This is a genomic window from Corticimicrobacter populi (assembly GCF_003123725.1).
Classification (GTDB): domain Bacteria; phylum Pseudomonadota; class Gammaproteobacteria; order Burkholderiales; family Burkholderiaceae_B; genus Corticimicrobacter; species Corticimicrobacter populi.
This window is the reverse complement of sequence record NZ_QETA01000003.1, coordinates 58,966-77,236: the sequence shown is the minus strand read 5'-3', so window position 1 is coordinate 77,236 and position 18,271 is coordinate 58,966. Positions and strand designations below refer to the sequence as shown.

General features: G+C 59.4%; 22 protein-coding genes. 7 read left to right on the top strand and 15 right to left on the bottom strand.

Going from position 1 to position 18,271, the window contains the following annotated elements; all coding sequences use genetic code 11:
* The first annotated feature begins 28 nt into the window (after positions 1 to 28).
* Positions 29 to 325 (top strand): CopG family ribbon-helix-helix protein, encoded by a 297-nt coding sequence (locus tag DD235_RS08310; RefSeq protein WP_109061617.1) that lies wholly within the window; start codon positions 29 to 31, stop codon positions 323 to 325.
* Complete coding sequence (locus DD235_RS08305; RefSeq protein WP_109061616.1) at positions 322 to 717, top strand: type II toxin-antitoxin system RelE/ParE family toxin; 396 nt, start codon at positions 322 to 324, stop codon at positions 715 to 717. The genes DD235_RS08310 and DD235_RS08305 overlap by 4 nt, the downstream gene beginning before the upstream one ends.
* A gap of 94 nt (positions 718 to 811) precedes the next feature.
* Here DD235_RS08305 and DD235_RS08300 read toward each other — a convergent pair whose 3' ends face one another.
* From DD235_RS08300 to DD235_RS08270, 7 genes are all read right to left on the bottom strand, one after another.
* Positions 812 to 1,042: a type I toxin-antitoxin system ptaRNA1 family toxin gene (locus DD235_RS08300; RefSeq protein ID WP_109061615.1), complete on the bottom strand. Its 231-nt coding sequence runs from the start codon at positions 1,040 to 1,042 to the stop codon at positions 812 to 814.
* A gap of 66 nt (positions 1,043 to 1,108) precedes the next feature.
* Positions 1,109 to 1,351, bottom strand: a complete 243-nt coding sequence (locus DD235_RS08295) for a hypothetical protein (RefSeq protein WP_109061614.1) — start codon at positions 1,349 to 1,351, stop codon at positions 1,109 to 1,111.
* A gap of 4 nt (positions 1,352 to 1,355) precedes the next feature.
* Positions 1,356 to 2,987: a P-type conjugative transfer protein TrbL gene (trbL, locus tag DD235_RS08290; protein ID WP_109061613.1), complete on the bottom strand. Its 1,632-nt coding sequence runs from the start codon at positions 2,985 to 2,987 to the stop codon at positions 1,356 to 1,358.
* A 9-nt stretch (positions 2,988 to 2,996) separates the two neighbouring features.
* Positions 2,997 to 3,224: an entry exclusion lipoprotein TrbK gene (gene trbK / locus DD235_RS08285; RefSeq protein WP_109061612.1), complete on the bottom strand. Its 228-nt coding sequence runs from the start codon at positions 3,222 to 3,224 to the stop codon at positions 2,997 to 2,999.
* A 13-nt stretch (positions 3,225 to 3,237) separates the two neighbouring features.
* Complete coding sequence (gene trbJ, locus DD235_RS08280; protein ID WP_109061938.1) at positions 3,238 to 4,008, bottom strand: P-type conjugative transfer protein TrbJ; 771 nt, start codon at positions 4,006 to 4,008, stop codon at positions 3,238 to 3,240.
* A gap of 165 nt (positions 4,009 to 4,173) precedes the next feature.
* Complete coding sequence (locus tag DD235_RS08275; protein ID WP_109061611.1) at positions 4,174 to 4,596, bottom strand: type II toxin-antitoxin system VapC family toxin; 423 nt, start codon at positions 4,594 to 4,596, stop codon at positions 4,174 to 4,176.
* Positions 4,593 to 4,850 carry a FitA-like ribbon-helix-helix domain-containing protein gene (locus DD235_RS08270; RefSeq protein ID WP_109061610.1) on the bottom strand — a complete coding sequence of 86 codons (258 nt, stop codon included), beginning with the start codon at positions 4,848 to 4,850 and terminating at the stop codon, positions 4,593 to 4,595. The genes DD235_RS08275 and DD235_RS08270 overlap by 4 nt, the downstream gene beginning before the upstream one ends.
* Positions 4,851 to 5,455: 605 nt before the next feature.
* Between DD235_RS08270 and DD235_RS08265 the strand changes: the two genes are divergently transcribed.
* Positions 5,456 to 5,728, top strand: a complete 273-nt coding sequence (locus tag DD235_RS08265; RefSeq protein ID WP_109061609.1) for a hypothetical protein — start codon at positions 5,456 to 5,458, stop codon at positions 5,726 to 5,728.
* A gap of 270 nt (positions 5,729 to 5,998) precedes the next feature.
* Entirely contained in the window at positions 5,999 to 7,192 is a 1,194-nt protein-coding gene (locus tag DD235_RS08260) for a TIR domain-containing protein (protein ID WP_109061608.1), read from the top strand.
* A gap of 341 nt (positions 7,193 to 7,533) precedes the next feature.
* Here the strand turns inward: DD235_RS08260 and repC are convergent, their stop codons facing one another.
* The 6 genes from repC to DD235_RS08225 all read right to left on the bottom strand — a co-directional run bounded on the left by repC (position 7,534) and on the right by DD235_RS08225 (position 13,735).
* Positions 7,534 to 8,418, bottom strand: a complete 885-nt coding sequence (repC, locus tag DD235_RS08255; RefSeq protein ID WP_109061607.1) for a replication protein C, IncQ-type — start codon at positions 8,416 to 8,418, stop codon at positions 7,534 to 7,536.
* Positions 8,408 to 9,274, bottom strand: a complete 867-nt coding sequence (locus DD235_RS08250; RefSeq protein ID WP_109061606.1) for a helicase RepA family protein — start codon at positions 9,272 to 9,274, stop codon at positions 8,408 to 8,410. Before DD235_RS08250 ends, repC begins: the two co-directional genes overlap by 11 nt.
* Positions 9,275 to 9,277: 3 nt before the next feature.
* Positions 9,278 to 9,580, bottom strand: a complete 303-nt coding sequence (locus DD235_RS08245) for a hypothetical protein (protein ID WP_109061605.1) — start codon at positions 9,578 to 9,580, stop codon at positions 9,278 to 9,280.
* A gap of 663 nt (positions 9,581 to 10,243) precedes the next feature.
* A complete protein-coding gene (locus DD235_RS08235) occupies positions 10,244 to 11,629 on the bottom strand; it encodes an MATE family efflux transporter (RefSeq protein ID WP_109061604.1) in 1,386 nt (461 codons plus the stop codon).
* 15 nt (positions 11,630 to 11,644) lie between these two features.
* Positions 11,645 to 13,375 carry a glycosyltransferase gene (locus DD235_RS08230; RefSeq protein ID WP_109061603.1) on the bottom strand — a complete coding sequence of 577 codons (1,731 nt, stop codon included), beginning with the start codon at positions 13,373 to 13,375 and terminating at the stop codon, positions 11,645 to 11,647.
* A gap of 93 nt (positions 13,376 to 13,468) precedes the next feature.
* On the bottom strand, positions 13,469 to 13,735 hold the full coding sequence (locus tag DD235_RS08225; RefSeq protein ID WP_109061602.1) for a type B 50S ribosomal protein L31: 267 nt from the start codon (positions 13,733 to 13,735) through the stop codon (positions 13,469 to 13,471).
* A gap of 255 nt (positions 13,736 to 13,990) precedes the next feature.
* Between DD235_RS08225 and DD235_RS17145 the strand changes: the two genes are divergently transcribed.
* Positions 13,991 to 14,119, top strand: a complete 129-nt coding sequence (locus DD235_RS17145) for a hypothetical protein (protein ID WP_275667547.1) — start codon at positions 13,991 to 13,993, stop codon at positions 14,117 to 14,119.
* A 127-nt stretch (positions 14,120 to 14,246) separates the two neighbouring features.
* On the opposite strand, the gene DD235_RS08220 is transcribed toward DD235_RS17145, so the two are convergent.
* Positions 14,247 to 15,434 carry an NYN domain-containing protein gene (locus tag DD235_RS08220; protein WP_109061601.1) on the bottom strand — a complete coding sequence of 396 codons (1,188 nt, stop codon included), beginning with the start codon at positions 15,432 to 15,434 and terminating at the stop codon, positions 14,247 to 14,249.
* On the bottom strand, positions 15,431 to 15,916 hold the full coding sequence (locus DD235_RS08215; protein WP_109061600.1) for a hypothetical protein: 486 nt from the start codon (positions 15,914 to 15,916) through the stop codon (positions 15,431 to 15,433). Before DD235_RS08215 ends, DD235_RS08220 begins: the two co-directional genes overlap by 4 nt.
* A gap of 104 nt (positions 15,917 to 16,020) precedes the next feature.
* Between DD235_RS08215 and ettA the strand changes: the two genes are divergently transcribed.
* Together ettA and DD235_RS08205 are read left to right on the top strand one after the other, a co-directional pair.
* Complete coding sequence (gene ettA / locus DD235_RS08210) at positions 16,021 to 17,694, top strand: energy-dependent translational throttle protein EttA (RefSeq protein WP_109061599.1); 1,674 nt, start codon at positions 16,021 to 16,023, stop codon at positions 17,692 to 17,694.
* 21 nt (positions 17,695 to 17,715) lie between these two features.
* Complete coding sequence (locus DD235_RS08205; RefSeq protein WP_109061598.1) at positions 17,716 to 18,255, top strand: isochorismatase family protein; 540 nt, start codon at positions 17,716 to 17,718, stop codon at positions 18,253 to 18,255.
* Positions 18,256 to 18,271: the final 16 nt, after the last annotated feature.

Here is an 18,271-nt window from a genome sequence, read left to right as displayed (position 1 = left end):
CAATCGTGTAACACATTGGGGTTGCGCCATGAGCGAAGCTACCTTTACCTTCCGAGTCGATGAGTCTCTGAAAGCTGACTTCTCCAACGCCGCCAAGGCACGCGACCGCAGCAGCGCCCAGTTGTTGCGCGACTTCATGCGTGATTTCGTGCGGCAACAGGAAGAAGCGGCTACGCATGATGCTTGGTTCCGTCGCCAGGTGCAGGTCGGCCTGGATGCAGCCAACGCAGGTGACGTGATCGCCGCCGCAGAGGTTGAAGCCGAGGCCGAAGCCTGGCGTGCCGAGGTACGCCGCAAGCTGGCCAGCAGCCCCGCAGAATCGTGAAGCTGGTCTGGACACGGCAAGCGCACGCCGACAGGAAGAAGATACGCGAATACATCGTGCAGCACGCTCCAGCAGCGGCGCTGGCCCTGGATGCGCTATTTTCAGAAAAAGCCAGCCTGCTGCTCGACCATCCCAACCTTGGCAGGCAGGGGCGTGTACCCGGCACCAGGGAGCTGGTAGCTCACCGAAACTACATCCTAGTCTATGACCTATCGGGTGATGCGGTGCGTGTGCTGCGACTGCTGCACGCTGCCAGGCAATGGCCGCCACGCTATACGATGGGTGAGTTGCTGGAAGGCCTGGAGTCCTCGGGTGCATACCCGTTGCCCCCCGAAGAGCGCGAATGGGTCGATGCGCCATCGGTAGGCAGGGAGTGGCCTGCCGAGGAATGAACAGGGCGACCACCAGGTCGCCCCTGTCGTTCTGCGAAAAATAATTCGGTAAGAATAATATTATTCTTCTTATTCTTACCGCTTCGCGCAACGCCTAAGCCGTGGGCAACGTCTGTTGAATTGCCGCCAGCGCCTCACGGAAATCATCCTGCGTGGCCTGGCCGGTTTCCGCCTGGTAGAAAAGCACGACGAACATATTGGCCACCGCTTCGGCCATTGGCGATATCTGACGCGCCGTGTCCTGGTCTAGCCATTTCAGGTCGCCCAGCAGAGCTGCTGCATGATGCACGGCCTCGACCGCTTCGTTACTATTCATAGTTGCCATGATCCACCTCCTATCAGGTGCAAATGGAAGTACGGGGTCGGTGTGGCAACACCAGCCCCGTGCGCTTTATAGTCCCGCCGCTTCGGCAAACGGGCTTTTGTCGTGAGTAATACGAGCCACCGCCGCCCCTGTTTCGGGCCTGCTGCTTACTGGTTCTTTCGGCTCGGTTGGCCGGGCGACAAACGCCGCGATCTCTGCCGCTGCATCGCAGGCTTCATCGGGGGATGACGCATCGACTGGCTCAAAGTGGCATGGCTCTATGCGTTGTTGATCCAGGACGGCGAATGCTGCCAGGTAGGGTGTTGTCATCTCGTTAGCTCCTGTTGTTGTCACGGTTCACGAAGGCATCAATTTCGGGATTGCGCTCCTGCTGCCGTTCCTGGACATACGAAACATAGTCCTCGACGCCGAATGTATTGCCTTCACTTTTGGCCTGCCATTCCGCGTGGGATTCCGTTGCCTTGGCTTGATCGGCTTCCGACAGGTTGCCGAATCCCCCGGTTTGGTTGATCCAGCCGCCACCGCTGCTGGCGTTATCAGCGCCGCCCAAGCTGTCGCCATCGAACGCGGCTGCATCAGTGCCGGCGGCCTTGGGTGGTTCCATGCTTGCGCGGATCGAGGCCGCAAGTTTCCCGCCTGCGGTTTCGCTGACGCGCTGCTGGGCGCTTTGCTTGACTGCGGCACCCGCACCCTTGGCAAGCTCTCCTACGGTGCCTGCTGCCAGTTTCGCCGCCCGAGCCAGGCCACCGCCGCCCGAGCCGCTATCGCCACCGCCGCCCGAGCCGCTATCGCCACCGCCAAAGCCTGCCGCCTGGGCGAATGGTGAACTGCCTGCCGTACCGGCCTCACTTCTGCCGCCTGCGTTCCCGGTGATAGAACCTAAGCCCGGTGTGTCGCTGCCGCTGCTCATGCTGCCCGCTGCTTTCTGCATTGCCGCTTGAACAGCAGAACCGACACCAGCGGCTCCCATCACCGCTTTGCCCGCCGCTGCCACGCCGCCTGTGGCCATGCTGGCGGCAGTCATGGCGGCACCCATTGCCGCACCAGCCCCGAAGCTGCCTACGCTGCCAATTGCGCCCACGCTGGCCCCTGTGACGATGCCGGAGATCATCGCGGGCACACGGTTCACTAGGAACAGCAGGATCAATGAAATCACCAGCATGACGGCCAGTTCTTGCGAGGCCATGCCTTCGCTGATCTGGTCGTAATAGTGGTTGATAAACTGCCTGCCGATAGCGACCAGCAGAATCATGGCCATCAGTTGGGCAGCGACGCCCAGCACGGTTTTGTAGTAGTTGATCGCCATGTCCGAAGTCCAACGCGACCCGCCAAAGCCCAGGAAGAAAACACCGGCGTACAGCAGAATCCACGTCGATGCCGTGACCAGCAGCAGGTTGATCGCAATCAGCGCCAGGACGATCAAGACAGCGATGGCCAGCAGTTCCATCGTTAGGGCAGTCGCCAGTTTGCGCCATCCGAGTTTCGTGGTCGCCTGGACGGTTTTGTCGTACAGCTCGAAGCCAAGATCAAGGATGCTGGAAGGCCCGAGATTGTTGTTCGACAGTCCCCCGGCTTCCGCGCCCAAGGTCTGCAGTGACGCAACTATCGTCCCGGCCAGATTCATGCCCGTGTTCGCTTGCGTGAGCAGCCACCAGAAGAAGCCGGTAAAGATGGTGAAGCGGACGAACTCCGCAAAGAACTCGCCTATGTCTGCTTTGCGCATGGCCATCAGGCCGAACGTCCACACCATCGAGATCACGACCAGCGACCAGAACAGGCGCGAAGCGGCAGACTGGATGGCTGGCCCCCAGGTGGCCGCCGCAGCATGAAAACGATCCAGCACGTCGTTCATGACGTTGCTGCTGGATAAGCCATCGGCAAAGGCTGGTTCGGCACTCAATGCGAACGTGCCAACGGCCAGGATGCCAAGAATCATGCGTTTCATGTGGCCCCCTCAGTAGCGATCAGGTGAACTGGGTTTGAACTCCCATTTCCGCATGTTCTCGGCACGCTGGAAGCTCTTGCATTCCTCCGTGAAAGCCAGGCGGTGGGACTTGCTCCTGATCTCCGCCAGCGCCTCTTCATACGCACCAGGTGCGCAGGTGGCGGCGTTGGGTTCGGGCATCGCGTCGCTGCAACCGGCCAGGCCGACGACAAGGGCGAGAAGAATGGTTTTTTTCATCTGTCTGTCTCCCTTAGTAGCGATCCGGTGAGCTCGGCTGGAAGTCCCATTTCCGCATTCTTTCTTCCATCGCTTCGCCCTGGGCCTCGGCATCCAGTTCCGCGGCGATGCGTGCCGCCTCTGCGTTCTGCTGGGCGGTGAGCATGGTGCGGATTTGCAAGAGCTGGTGGGCCTGTTGGCTGGCAAGCTGATTGGCATAGCCGATGGCCTGCAACTGGCCGTTGGCACCTTGCGCTGCGGTTTGCAAACGCTCAAGCGTGCGTGCGTCGTTGCGCAATGCCTTTTGCTGGTCGCTGATGGTTTGGAACAAGGCGTCGTTCGCCTTTTTCTGCGACTCCGATGCCAGGCGGCGGTTTTCTGCCATCGCGGCCTCCTCAGCAGGTGTGCAGCCGCCGCTGCCGTTAAAGCATGGAGAGCTACGGTAGTAGGCAATATCCTGGAACTTGGACAGATAGCGATCCAGGCTGCCAAGCTGGCTTTCGTAATAGGCCAGCGTGTTCTGCGCGGCAATCAGCCGGTCGATGGTGGTCTGTGCCTGATCCCAAATGTATGCAGCCGGTGCCAGCGTGTTTTGCAGCATGTTTTCGTACTGCTGCAACTGAGTCTGGTACTGCTCGATCTGCTTCTGCACGGCGGCGACTTGCTGCAAGGCCGTCACGATGTTTTGCGTGAGGTTGCCGCCGTCAATGACGGGGATGCCCGCGTGTGCTGGGGAGGTAAGGATGCTGCCGGTGAGGACGGCAACGAGCGCAGCTTTGGCCGCGTAAATGCGGTGCTTTTTCATGGTCGTGCTCCGTTCGATGAAAGGTAAGGCTTCGCCGTGGCCGAGCATGAGCTTGGCTACAGCAATGTTTTCATCGAAGAGCTACGCCACTAGCTAATCGGTATCGCCCTTGGCCTGACGGCCCGGACTTCGGTGGTGTTGCGGTACTGCGGGTGTGCCTGTGTCTTAACTGCCCTCCCAAGGGTTGATGACGGCCAGCCCTGCGGCTGCAAAGGGGCTGGTGTCGCGTGTGGCAACCGTATAGCCACGCGCAATGGCTGAGGCCGCAATGTAGCCATCCGCCTTTCCTATGGCGTTACCTGCCGCCCTGGCGGCTCCCATCAGCTCAGCATAAGCCCGCGATGCGTCCAGGTTGAAGGGCAGGATGCGCCCTGCGAAAGCCGGGATCACTTCACGCTCCAACCGATCCAGGTAGGTCGTCCGGCGCTTGCCTGCGGGCATTGCCGCCAAGCCGAAGCGGAGTTCGGCCACTGTGATGGCGGACAGGTACAGGGTTTCGATCATTTGCGCGTCCACCCAGGCCAGCACCTGGGGCGCAGGCTCGGCCTTCCACAGTTCGGATATGACGTTGGTGTCGATAACGATCATTCGAAGCTCATCGGCTCGGCAGGCGTCTTGTCGCGCTGCTGGTTGATGGCTTCGGCTTCGGCGTTGGTCAAGCCACCGGCCTCGCGGGCAATGGATGCCAGCATCGAGCCGAGCTTGATACGACCCTCTGGCCGTGCGGCTTGCTCCAGGATACGGCGAACCTCTGCCTCGGTGCTGTGACCGTGCATGGCTGCCCGCACCCGGATGGCGCGATGCACTTCCTCGGGAATGTTCCTGACGGTGATAGAGGCCATAACTCAAATCCTCAATGTGCTGTATTTGATATCACTTTATATTAGTGAAATCATTTTGGCAAGGCCGAGGTGATGATGCACTTGTCCTTGCCCAGCGGTAGCTGGCCGGCCTCGCAGAGCAGGATGCCCGTTGAGTGCCCCCGGCGCGAATAAGGGAGAGTGAAGATAGATAACCGGCTTGCCGGTTAGCTAACTTCACCCATCTTGCCCGCGTTACCACCGCTATTCCAGCTAGCCTTAGTATCGACAGACACCATTTTTTTAGCCAACCCAGTGCCGATTCTGTGAAAACAAAGGTGAAACAATGATTTTTGATGAAAAATCGGCCTTGAATCGGAGTGATCGCTAAAAAATCGAGATAATGTCGGGAAAAAGAACGTTGTAAAAACGGTTAAAGAACGCTAAGGAAAACGGCGTTACCGCCGCCCCTCAAGTGTCAATAACTTGGCGTCGTTCGAGCAGCGAAACTCATGCTGTCGGTGATGTGTCGGGTAAGTGGGTTTCGTGGCAGGACAGCATCCCGTGAGATTGATCATTTTTTAGCCGCTAAAATTTGGGCTGTTGATTGATTTCAGGCATCGCGGATGCGGTCAAGGAGAAGAAGTATGCAGGGGTTCAGAAGTGCGGTCTTGGTGGGGGTTCTGGCAGTAGCACTGGCGGGGTGTGGCGATAAGCAGGAAGTTATGCCTCCTGCACAGACGCCAGCCGTCGCTGCGCCAGGTGCGTCTGCCACGGGCACGGCTCCCGCTGCATCAGCCGGTGCTGAATGTTCTCCCGATTACTGGAAGACCCTGCCGGAAGGAAAGGATCGGGATGCCCTAGTCGAACGCTGCATGACGCAAGGCAGCTACCAACGCAGCGAACCACAGGCGTTTTAAAGCAGTTTTACGCCAATGTGAGGGGCAGGTATTTTCTGTGTGTCTGCCCGGTCAAGTGACAGTGAAATGCCTGTTTTTCAGCCACCTTGTTAACATATGAGGGGCAGGTTGATGAACAGGCTGTTTCCACCCAATTCCTGGCGTTCGCTTGGGTGCCGAAATTGACGCCTATCCCCATCCACATATTCAAGTAAATTCTCAGATCATAGTGGACTAGTTCCATTAGGACTGATGCGACAAAGCTGCCTTGACCCTAAGAAGGAATAACCTGTGCAAGATCAATCTCCGCAGATATTCATCAGCTACACAACTGTTGACCAAGACCGCGTCCTGCCTTTCTTTGATGCCCTTGAAAGAGACGGATTCAACATCTGGCTCGATTGCAAAAGACTGAAACCTGGCCAGAACTGGGATTTTGAGATCAAGCTCGCCCTTGACAAATCGAGCCTAGTGATCGCCTTCTTGTCAGAGGCCTCCGTGGGCCGACGTGGGTATGTCCAGCGAGAGCTCAAAGTCGCGCTGGACAAGTTGTCGGAAAAACTTGTCGATGACATATATATCATTCCAATTCTTTTAGACGAAGCACTGCCCATTCCCGAACAGTTGAAAGGAATTCAGTGCATCTCAGCACATGACCTGGATTGCATTTCGCGTGTAAGCGATGCGCTTACATTCCAACTCGGAAAGCTTGGCCTCGCGACTCAACGCATCCAGCACAAGGGAGAGCTTACTTGGAAGTTTGAAAGGTTTCGTGAAGAGTGGGATGGCTTACCAGGCTATGAGATCGAACTGCTGTTTGTCACCTTCCATTCAACCCGGTATGCAGGGCTGGAATTAGTAGGGGATTATATAAAGGGAGAATTGCTCAAGCATCTATTTGCGGCGCGAACCAAGAAGTTTGAGCAGGATCCATCACTCTACAACTACGGACAGGATAAGTTCAGACGGTCGGATACACTTGATTTGCATTGTAATGAACCCTCTGTTGTCGGAAAGGTTCTCACGGTCCAGTACGCAATCCATTGGTATGGCGCGGGCGCGGCTCACGGAAATATGTCCTTTGTCACCTACTCGTTTGTCATGGAGCCGTTGTGCCTGATTAACGGAATTTCCTCTATATTCAATTCTCCTACCGATGCGCTGCCGGTATTACAAGCCATTGTTCGTAGAATTCTGACGACGGTTGAGTCTGAATCCGAGGAAGACCAGAGCGCGTACCCGCTAGACGTGGATTGTGTTGAAAGTGGGACCAGAGAGTGGGCGGATTTTTGTTGCTTTATCCCAAAAGAGGACGGTATTGAGTTCCTTTTTGCACCATACCAAGTGGCCTCATACGCGCAAGGACCACAGTTCGCGATTGTGTCGTACTCCGACATCATCGAACTCATACGGCCAGAGTACCTGTCCGCGTTCGGAATCGAACATATTGCGTATCGCAAGCGCACTGCTGTTCACGGTTCGTGAGGTGCCGAGACTCGCTCCAAACATGATGGTTCGGGATTAATGCCTCGCTTGTTGGCAGTAGATAGGCTCGCCTAATTTCTGGTTACGAGCATCTATTGGAAAGCGGTTATCTCACCCATGTTTTCTGGTAGCCCAATGCCCATTTTGGGTAGAAAGCTGTCGCATCTCCTTGGCGTAAAACCTCGGCCAAAGGCCGAACGGCAAAGGCTACCAAAGCCTGCGCCTAGTGGATTATCTCTTGGATAAATCATGGATCGGTTTTTCAAGACCATCCTAACCTTATGTTTTTTATGTGTTTTTCAGAAACCTAAGGGGAACGTTAGTCCGGAGGGTGGGGAATGTTAGTCCGGCGAAGGGGGAACGTTAGTCCGGTCAACGTCGGCTGAACCGCCGCCAGTTTTCCCTTTCGCGGGCCTTCGCAGCATCCATTTCCCCTTGCTGTATTCATCGACGCCCCAACCGACGTTGTGCAGTTCAACTAGGGCGCGGCGCGTCACTTGGCGGCGTTTCTTCATCGCTTCGGCATTGGCCGCGTCGGGCCAGATGTAGGCGCAGAGCGTGTCCAGTTCCACGCTGCCTTGCTTGCCTGGGTCTATCCAGCCGCATAGGCGTTGGTGCATCAGCCTGGCCGGGTCGCTGTTCAGGCGGCGGACTTCGTTCAGGTCGATACGCGAGTGGGGTCGGTGTCCCAGCACGGCCTCTGCGATCTGTGGGTTCAGGCACACGAACAGCTTGCCGTCCTCGGCATCGAACGCATGGCTCATCAAGTGGAAAGAGGCGCGATGTGGGCCGCTGTCGATGATGACGGTCACGTTTGACATACGCACCAGGCTTGCCTTGACTGTGAGGATGTTCTTGCCACTATCATCCCAGCCGATTTCTGCCATCAATCGAGTGATGTGGTGCCGCACCACCAGACCGTCACTGTCCTTGGCATCGAGCTTGGGCGACAGGCCCAGCCGCAATTGCTTCGGCAAGTCTCCTGTCGGCGCTGCCGTGAGAATGACGCCATTGGGGCCAGCAAGTGCCACCAAGCCCTGGAGCAAGCGCATATCGTCCGCGCCCAGCGGCTCAAAGCCGATGAAGCGGGCGCATTCGTTATCGCCATAGCGATAGGTCACATCCAGCTTGAGCTTCTTGCGGTCGCCGCGTTTCAGGCTGCGGAAAAGTCCTGGCGCAAGGCAATGCATAGGGTCGTGACGGGCGTGAGTGAGGTTAGTAGCCATCGACAAGCCTCCGGGTGTCACGCGCCTTGCTTGTCGCCTGTTGGAGCGATACGGGGCGTAGAACACCGTCTTCCTGGCGTTCCAGCCATTGGGCCAGTGGTGCGGCGTTGTTGTTCTGCTTGGATACTCCCAAACGGAGGAACGCGCTGCGTCGATCAGCGCCGATCGCGGCAGGGCTGCTTTGCGGGTCAATGAAGCGTTTGGCCTGATCTTCGGTCACGCGTGCCAGGTAGCCGCACCAGCGGGCGTTGTCGATCAGGGCCGATGCGCCGCGTGCGGCTTGCTGCTGATCGAGCAAGCCATCGCGTGCGCTGCTTTTGCTGGTGTGATGCACATACAGGACGGCAGCGCCCGTGGTGTTGGCAAGCAACTCCAGGCGGGCAATCAGGAAGCCCATGTCGCCGTTGCTGTTCTCATCGAGCTGGTGAATGCGGCTGAGCGTATCCAGCACGATCAGGCGGTAGCCTTCCGTGTATTTCTGCAAGCTGGTGAAGTCATCGTTCGCCATGATGTTGAAGCGGCTGCATGGCGACAAGGCAAAGTTCGCGGCGATGGCGGCGCGTGCGTCCGCTGGCAGGTACTTGCGGATTGCGTAGCCACGGTGATGGTGTTCCAGGGCGTCATCTTCCGCCGCCAGGTAGAACACCTTGCCGGTCTTGCTCGGGGCCAGGTTCAGCAGATCACCACCAGGAACAGGGCACGCAACGGCCATTGCCGCCTGCAATGCCCAGGTGCTCTTTCCAATGCCGCCAGGCGCGATCAGGGCACCGACTTTGCCAGCCTGAAATCCTGGCCAGATCATGTCTCTGGCAATCGGGGCATGTTCAAAGATATGCGTGTAGTCGAGGATCTTCATGCCTCACCCCCGCGCCAATGCTGGCTGGGCCTGCGCCTGGCGCTGGCGGGCGACGGTTTCGGCTTTGGTGGGCCTGCCACGGCGCGTGGTGCGTGATGGTGTGGCGGAGGCATCCGTAACCTGGATGGCAACGTGGCCAGCAAGCCATGCTTCCACGTCTTCCATGCGCCACAGCAGACGCTTGGTGTTGGGCAGGCGGCAGATCGGCGGCAACGATTGCGGGTTGCGGCATGCATCGCTGCGGATGCTGTTGACGGATTTGTGTATGTACTGAGCCAGTTGCTCGACGGTGAGCAGAGGTTTCATGGCGAACGTCTCCGATCCCGACCGACATATGTCGGTCAAGTTCGAATGAGTCCACGGCCCCGAATCCAGACCTAGCCGACCACGCCCTTGCTCTACTGAGCCGCTGCGACCGGCATCGCATCGGAAAAGACTCGGTGGGGTTGTGCCCCAAGTTGCTTGCCCGCTTTCCGTGGCGATACCGACCTTTGTTTAACCGGCCCCATTCTGACCGGCGGGGGTATCGACTGGCGATGCTTGGCGCATCCTTTCTGGCGTTCCCACCGATCCGCTTACAGTGGGTGCTGCTGAACAATCCGTGGCTCTCGCTTGGTGGAGTGTGAGCGGCGCTACCCGCATCCATCCTTTGCTTTTTTCTCGGAGCCGTTCACAACGTCTTCAGCGCGTGGCAAACCGAATTTCTCGATAGGGGGTATGTTAGCAACAGCTTCGTGCGTTGTCATGCATTGCGCGTGACGAAAACCCGCTGCGGGGCGCGGTGGCTTGCCACAATTTTGCCACACCTGTTGTGGCAAAACCTGCCCTGAAATGCAAAACAAGGCACTACATCGCTAAACGTAGTGCCTTGTTTTAACTGGGAATTTTGGTGGAGCGGAGGAGGATCGAACTCCCGACCTTCGCATTGCGAATGCGAAGGTCAAATAACTCACGCCGTGGCTACCCCCCTCAAGGTGCCACGCGCCGGAACCAGACATGCAGCAAGGTGGCCGACAGCAGCAATCCCAGCGTCGCCATCAGCCACATCGCACTGGCACCTATCGGCGCGCCCGCCATCAGCAGGTCGGTCAATGGCGCCAGGGCACCCTGGGCGGGGCCGAAACCCAGCCACCAGCCGCCCAGCAGGCCAAAGCCGCTCAAAGCCACGATCTGCAGCAGCAGCGGCACTACCGCAATCTTGTAGGCGCGCAGGATATACGAGTTCACGCATTGCAGCGTGTCGCACAGGTGGAAGACCGGGATGATCTGCAGCAATGCCAGGGCCATCACGGCCACCTCGGCGTCGTCGGTGTAGAGCGCCACGATGGTTTCGCGCTGGGTGGTCAGCAGCAATGCGGTCAGGACGGCACCGATGATGGCCGCAGACAGGCCTGCGTATGAAATGCGGCGCGCGGCATCGTGGCGACCGGCACCGATGGCCTGCGCGGCCAGCGATGCAGTGGCCACGCCGATCGACATGGGCATCATGAAGCAGAGTGCTGCCAGGTTGGACATGATCTGCTGTGCGCCGACTGCGTATACGCCTTCGCGTGCCACCAGCAGCGCCATGAAGGTGAAGGCGCAGACTTCCACCAGGTAGGAGCCGCCCATGGGCAGGCCCAGGCGCAGCAATTCCTGCTGGTCGCGCCAGCGGGGACGGCCCAGTGTCAGGTTGAATTGCAGGTACCAGGTATTGCGACGCAGGTAGCCGAAGCCCAGCGCCAGCGTGATCCAGGCCACCAGGGCGCTGGACAGGCCGGCACCGGTGGCACCCAGTGCCGGCAGGCCGAATTTGCCGTAGATCAGCAGCCAGTTGAAGAAGGCCTTGCAGACCAGGCCGATCAGATTGATGATCATGACCACCTGCGGGCGCGAAACCGAGGTGCCCAGCGCATAGATGGTGCGAAAAACCAGTGCGGCGGGCAAGGCCAGGCACAGTGCCTGCAGGTAGCTGGCCATACCCTGGCGTACGGCAGGCTCGACGTCGCCCGAGAAGGCCAGCCAGATGTTCGGGAACAGCATCAGCGCGATACCCAGCACCGACAGCGCCAGCGCCAGCCAGACACCCTGCCCCCAGGCTCGGCCGACTTCGTGCAGGCGGCCGGCTCCATAGTGTTGCGCCAGGATCGGAATCAGTGCGTGCAGGACGCCCATCAGGCCGACGAACACGGTCACGTAGACGGAAATCGAAAGTCCCATGATCGCCAGCGCATCCGATGAGGCGTGGCCGGTCATGGCGGTATCGAGCACGGCATAGGCCATGCTGGCCCATTGCGAGATCAGTACGGGCCAGGCCTGCTTGACGATGCGCCGCATGGCGGCACCGATGCCGGCGGAATCGTGAGGGTGATTCATGCGGGGCGGTCCGGATCAGCGCAGGCGCAGCAGCCTGAACAGTTCGTGCCGGTCGGCGGCGCGTGCACCTTCCCAGAGTACGTGCTGGGCATCGGCGTGCGGAGCCCGGCCTTCCTCCATGGCGGAGCGGGAGGTCTGCACCAGCACGAAGTTGCAGCGGCTGTCGTAGGAGAACGACTGTTTGTCGAACACGTAGAAGGCCGCGCGTTGGCTGGTGCCCAGATTGACGGCACGGATGCATTCGCCGGGGCCGATTTCGCGGGCGGCAGTCTGCGCCAGCTCGGCGGAAACGGCTCGATAGCTGCGGGCATAGTCGATGGCCGGTAGCCACAGCAGGACCAGCAGCAGCCAGGTCGTGGCCAGGCCGCCAGCCGAGAGGATGGTGCCACGCCACAGGGCGGTCGGGCGGGCCTTGAAGCGCCAGCGCAGCAGTGCAACCCAGCCCAGGCTGATCAGGATCGCCAGCAGGGTGGGCAGCCAGTCCATGGAGGGATCGAAGCCGGTGGTCTGACGGGCGATATTGTGCGCGATCTTGGGTGGCCAGCCCAGGTGCAGGGCAATCCAGCCCAGCCAGACCGTGACGGCAGTGAGCGAGAAGCACATCACTGCGAACCAGTCCAGGGTGTTGACGATGCCCCTGCGCAGCGTCGGCAGGGAGAAGGCGGCCAGTGCTGCCGCTGGCACGACCAGTGCGATGAAATCAAGCTCCCCCGGGGTTGGCACGACCAGCAGGCTCAGCAGTCCTGCCGCCAGCAGGCCGAGGGCAATGGCGATGTGGGGGGCGTTGTACCAGCCGCGCCAGCGCGAAATAGCCAGTGCCGCCAGTGGCCAGGTAGGCCACAGGAACCAGCTCAGGTCGCGCAGGCCGCCGATGCTGCCCTTGAAGGTGGGCAGGCCATAGTAGTCAAGATTCCATTGCAGCCAACTGTCGATCCAGTACTCGCCGCGTGCGCCCTGGGCGCTGGCCGCCAGCAGCCAGGCAATGACGGGCAGGGCAGCGATGGCCAGGCCGAGGGCCAGCCATTTGAGTCTGTGCCACAGCAGGCAGCCGGGACGGAAAATGAAAGGCAGTGCCAGCAGCAGCGGTAGCACGCCGGGCAGGCCTCGAGCCAGGCATGCGCCGGCCAGACCGAGCCCCAGGAAGATGGCACCGTTGAGCGGCTTGTCGAGCATGCGTGTCAGGCCGTAGAAGGCCAGTGCATTGCAGGCCAGCAGGGCTGGCACGATGCCGGTTTCGTGAACGTGTATCAGGATGCCGGCCGTGGCCAACAGCAGCAGCAGTGCCGCATCGGCAATCATGCGACCATAGTCGCGCTCGTTGGGCTCGCCGCCGAAGGGCAGGGCCAGCGGCTGGGCCTCGGGCCGGCGGCCGATCAGGTAGGCACCATACCAGAGGCCTGCGGCGCAAAGCAGGAACCAGAGAATATTGGGCAACCGGGCAGCAGTGACTTCTCCCAGCCAGCCACCGAACAGCACGGCAAACAGCCCGCCAGCCCAGGCGGAAAGCGGCCCGTTCTGGGCGTGAGCCATGTCGCCGATGCGCGGTAGCAGCCATGCCTGTCCCCCTTCGCGGGCATTGTCCAGCATGGTGGCCATGCCGATCAGGTCATCACTTTTCCAGGGGTCGCGCATGAACAGACCCGCCACGATATAGGCCAGCAGCAATGCGTACAGCGCCAGGCGCGGCAGTTTGGTCGTGGCCGGGGCGGTCAGGCGGGCCGGTGTGGAGCGATATAGGGGAGACACGGCGCTAATTTATCCGACTTCAAATAAAAAAGGCAGCCGCTGCGGGGCTGCCTTTGCAACGGGATACGCCGTAAGGCGTTTCCAGGTTCCGGATCAGGAAGCCTTGCTGACTGCGCCGGTGGTACGAGCGAAACGGGCACGGAACTTCTCGACGCGGCCGGCATCGACGATGCGGGTCTGGGCGCCAGTGTAGAAGGGGTGCGATTCGGCAGTCACGTCGCACTTGAAGAGCGGGTAGCTCTTGCCATCGATCTCGACGGTTTCGCGCGTGTTGACGGTCGAACGGGTGATGATCTTGCTGCCGGTTTGCTGGTCGAGGAAAACGACTTCGCGGTATTCGGGGTGAATGCCTTCTTTCATGGTATGAACGTTCCTGATTGAGAAAATGGGTCGCCGGTCCGCGCTGAAAATATTGCGCCTGCCAGGCTGGTGCAGCAAGGCTGACCACGTATCCGTAGATAACCGCCCATTCTAGCATTTTTTGTATGCACGCTGCCAACACACGGATGAAAAAGATTCCATGAAAGCCAGCAGAAATGCTAGAATCGACGTTTTATCGTCACAACAGCAAGCGGGGCCGCTTTCCAGTCTGCCCTTGTCTTTACGGAGCTCATCATGGCTGAAATCAAGCGTACGCGTCGCAATACCCTCGAACGTCGTTGCCTGGGCAAGACGTTCAAGCGTCTGTTCATCAACGCCCCCAAGGGCGTCTTCAAGATGCTGGAAAAGGTCAAGCGCGTCTGATATCGACTCGCCTGAATAAAAAAAGCCGCGTTCATCGCGGCTTTTTTTTTCGTCGGGCCGTTCCTGGGCAAAAAGCGCCCCCTTGGCAGAGGGGTAGCGCCGGAACGCAGTAACAAAAACGTGGGGCTCAGGTTGCCGGTATCCAGGCCTGGATGGCTGCCTCTGTCTCGGTGTCCAGGATGATCTGTTCGCGAAGGCACAGCGAACGGATGTTGTCCGTCAGCTTCTGCTGCAGTGTCGAAGGATCGTTGGGACCACGCTCGAAGGCGTGTCCGCGAAAGAGGATGCCGCGCAGCACATGCTGTATGGCCGAGCGGCTGATGGGCTGTGCAGCGTCCTTGCTGGCATCTCGCAGGCGTTTGCTGGTTTCCACGAGATTGAAAGGGTGCGATGCCACATCCCGGGAGAGCAGGGAGATCAGAAGACGATATTTGCCAGGCGGCAGCAAGGGGATATCGGTGGCTTCGTGGATACGGCTGACGATGTCATAAAGATGCGGTGTTGTTTCCCAGCCTTCGTGGGGAAGGGTATCCGCTGTATCTGCATCCACGGCAAGCAACCGCCCACCTGAGGCATTCCATTCGAAAGTGAATGGTTCGATATCCAGTGTTTCGGAGAATTTTCGGAATGTGCCGTGTCCATTCCAGTCTGTGGCCAGTTGCGGATACTTCTGGATAATCAGGTTGGCCATGTGCGCACACGAAATGTTTCTTTGCGTTTGCTGCAGATGCGATCTGATCAGATCCTCTACGTCAGCGCCGATATCCATGGGCACCGTTGCGGGTTCTGGCTCATCGTCGATACCCAGGCCATAGCGGATGAAATCGTCGGGATTGATCAGCAGGTCTGCCGAGGCGCGATATGCGGCAGAGGGGAATCCGACCGCCAGCACGGTGGTACGTCTGTCCCATCGACGCAGGCGGCGCAATACTGGCGTGAAATCCGCATCGGCGGAAAAAACGATGAATTCGTCGTAGTGCGCTTCATGCTGCAGGAGATCGACAATATCCAGCACCATATGGATATCGGTGCTGGTTTTGCCGCCGCTGGTCAGTGCGGGGCAATCGACAATCTCAAAGCCAGCCATATTGAAGCGGGCACGAAACTGTTGGTAGACCTGTGGATTGAGATAGCAACGGCGTACCAGGATGCGTCGTTTGGCATCGGCAGGTGCGCCGTCAGGCAGTTGCAGCGCATCGACCAGCCACGACAGCCAGGCTGCAGGTTGCTGGGCAAAGCGCTCTGCATACGTGAGATCAAGCTGCTTCAGGCAGGAATAGACATTGTCGAAATCGATGAAAAGCGCGCTTTTCATCGATCGTCCTCATCGTCGTCCTCGTCCGGCGGCAGGATCTGCGCGTCGGCTCCCGCGGCAAAAGGCAGCAGATCCGGCAGGAAGTCCGACCAGGCTGCCGCCTCGCCGTCTTCATCCAGCTTGACGAAGCGTGCGCCTTCGTCGTCGGTGATCTGGATCGACCAGATGTAGCGGCATTCGTACACGTCGTCAGGGCCGGGATTGAGCCCGCCGGCGTTGCCCAGCCAGAGCGTGCCGGGACCGCCCATCTGGACAGTCGTCGTGCCTTTTTCGACCTTTTCCTCGACACTCAGCGGAATGGCGAAGATGACCCAGGCTCCGCCGTCCTCGAAGGTGCCATGTTCGGCCAGGACCGATTTGCCCGAGTAGGCGGTCAGGGCATCGGCGGTGCGGGCCAGCAGCGTCAGTTCATCGGAGGTAAAGGTCAGGTTTTCCTGGCGAGCGTCAGGCAGATCGGAGTTTGGGGTGAGGTCGGCAGACATGGTAGACAGAATTCCGCAGTGTGGGCCAGACCGCAATGATACAGGGCGCGCAGGATAGGCTAAACTCGCCGCTTCAACCCCTTGTTTTTTCGAGTTTCCACCGAATGGCTCAATACGTTTTCACCATGCACCGCGTGGGCAAGATCGTGCCGCCCAAACGCCAGATCCTGCGCAATATTTCCCTCTCTTTTTTTCCGGGTGCCAAGATTGGCGTGCTGGGCCTCAATGGTTCGGGCAAATCCACGCTGCTCAAGATCATGGCCGGCGTCGATAAAGAGATCGAGGGCGAAGCCGTGCCCATGCCTAACCTGAATATCGGCTACCTGCCTCAGGAACCGCAGCTTGATCCTGCGCACACTGTGCGCCAGGCGGTCGAGGCGGGTCTGGGCGATGTGTTCACGGCCCGCAAGCGCCTGGATGACGTCTATGCGGCCTATGCTGAGCCGGATGCCGATTTCGATGCGCTGGCTGCCGAGCAGGCCGAACTGGAAGCCATCATCGCGGCGGCTGCTTCCAGCGGCTCCGATGATATCGAGCATCAGCTCGAGATCGCCGCCGATGCGCTGCGCTTGCCTCCCTGGGATGCCGTGGTCGGCAACCTGTCCGGTGGTGAAAAGCGTCGCGTGGCACTGTGCCGCCTGCTGCTGTCCAAGCCTGACATGCTGCTGCTGGATGAGCCGACCAACCACCTTGATGCCGAGAGCGTCGAGTGGCTGGAGCAGTTTTTGCACAAGTATCCCGGCACCGTGGTGGCCGTCACCCACGATCGCTACTTCCTCGACAATGCGGCCGAATGGATCCTTGAGCTGGATCGAGGTCATGGCATTCCCTGGAAGGGCAACTACAGTTCCTGGCTGGAGCAAAAGGAAGACCGCCTCAAGCAGGAAGAGGCCGCCGAATCCGCCCGCCAGAAGACCATCCGCAAGGAACTGGAGTGGGTACGCCAAAATCCCAAGGGCCGCCAGGCCAAGGCCAAGGCGCGTCTGGCGCGCTTCGAGGAGCTCAGTTCCCATGAATACCAGAAGCGCAACGAAACCCAGGAAATCTTCATCCCGGTGGCGGATCGCCTGGGCAACGAAGTCATCGAGTTCGATGGTGTCAGCAAGGGCTATGGCGACCGCCTGCTGATCGACAATCTCAGCTTCAAGGTGCCGGCCGGTGCCATCGTCGGCATCATCGGCCCCAACGGGGCGGGTAAGTCCACGCTGTTCCGCATGCTGGCCGGCAAGGAGCAACCGGACAGTGGCGAGGTCAAGATCGGTGCCACGGTCAAGATTTCCCACGTTGATCAGTCGCGCGATTCGCTGCCTGACGACAAAACCGTGTTCGACTCGATTGCCGACGGGGCTGATCTGCTCACCGTGGGCAAGTTCGAAATGCCGGCGCGTGCCTATCTGGGCCGCTTCAATTTCAAGGGCAGCGATCAGAGCAAGCAGGTCGGTCAGCTTTCCGGGGGGGAGCGTGGTCGGCTGCATCTGGCCAAGACGCTGATTGCCGGCGGCAACGTGCTGCTGCTCGATGAGCCTTCCAACGATCTGGATGTCGAAACCCTGCGCGCACTTGAGGATGCCTTGCTTGAATTTGCCGGTACGGTGCTGGTGATCAGCCACGATCGCTGGTTCCTGGATCGGATTGCGACCCATATTCTCGCTTTTGAAGGCGACTCGCAGGCAGTATTCTTCGACGGTAACTACCAGGAATATGAAGCCGACAAGGTACGCCGCTTGGGCGAGGAGGGAGCCAAGCCGAAGCGCCTGCGCTACAAGTCGCTCAAGTAAAAACCGCAAGGAGGCGGGCTGATGACAATCTGGGCCGATGACAGTGTGTTGCTGCTGATCGATTTTCAGGAAAAACTGATGCCCGCCATGCATGATGGCACCGCCACTGTCGCGTGTGCCTCCATGCTGGCTCGTGCGGCGCGCTTGCTGAAGGTGCCGGTTGTCGTGACCGAGCATCAGGCCGACAAGATCGGCCCTACGGTGCCGGCACTGGACGGGCTGGCTGATCTGGTATTTCCCAAGATCCATTTCAGCGCAATCGAGGAACCTGGCTTTGGTGTTGTACTGCCGCCGGAGCGCAGTACTTTTTTGCTGGCAGGCTGGGAAGCCCATGTCTGCGTCTTGCAGACTGCCCTGGGGCTGCGTGTGGCGGGCCATCGGGTGGTATTGCTTGCCGACGGTAGCAGTTCGCGCCGACCGGTTGACCATGCCATCGCATTGCAGCGAGCCCAGGGGCATGGCATCGAGATCGCCACGGCCGAGATGGTGCTGTTCGAGTGGCTGCATCATTGTGAAAACCCGAAATTCAGGGATGTGCTGGCCTTGATCAAGCAGCGCTGATCGCATTGGCAACTTG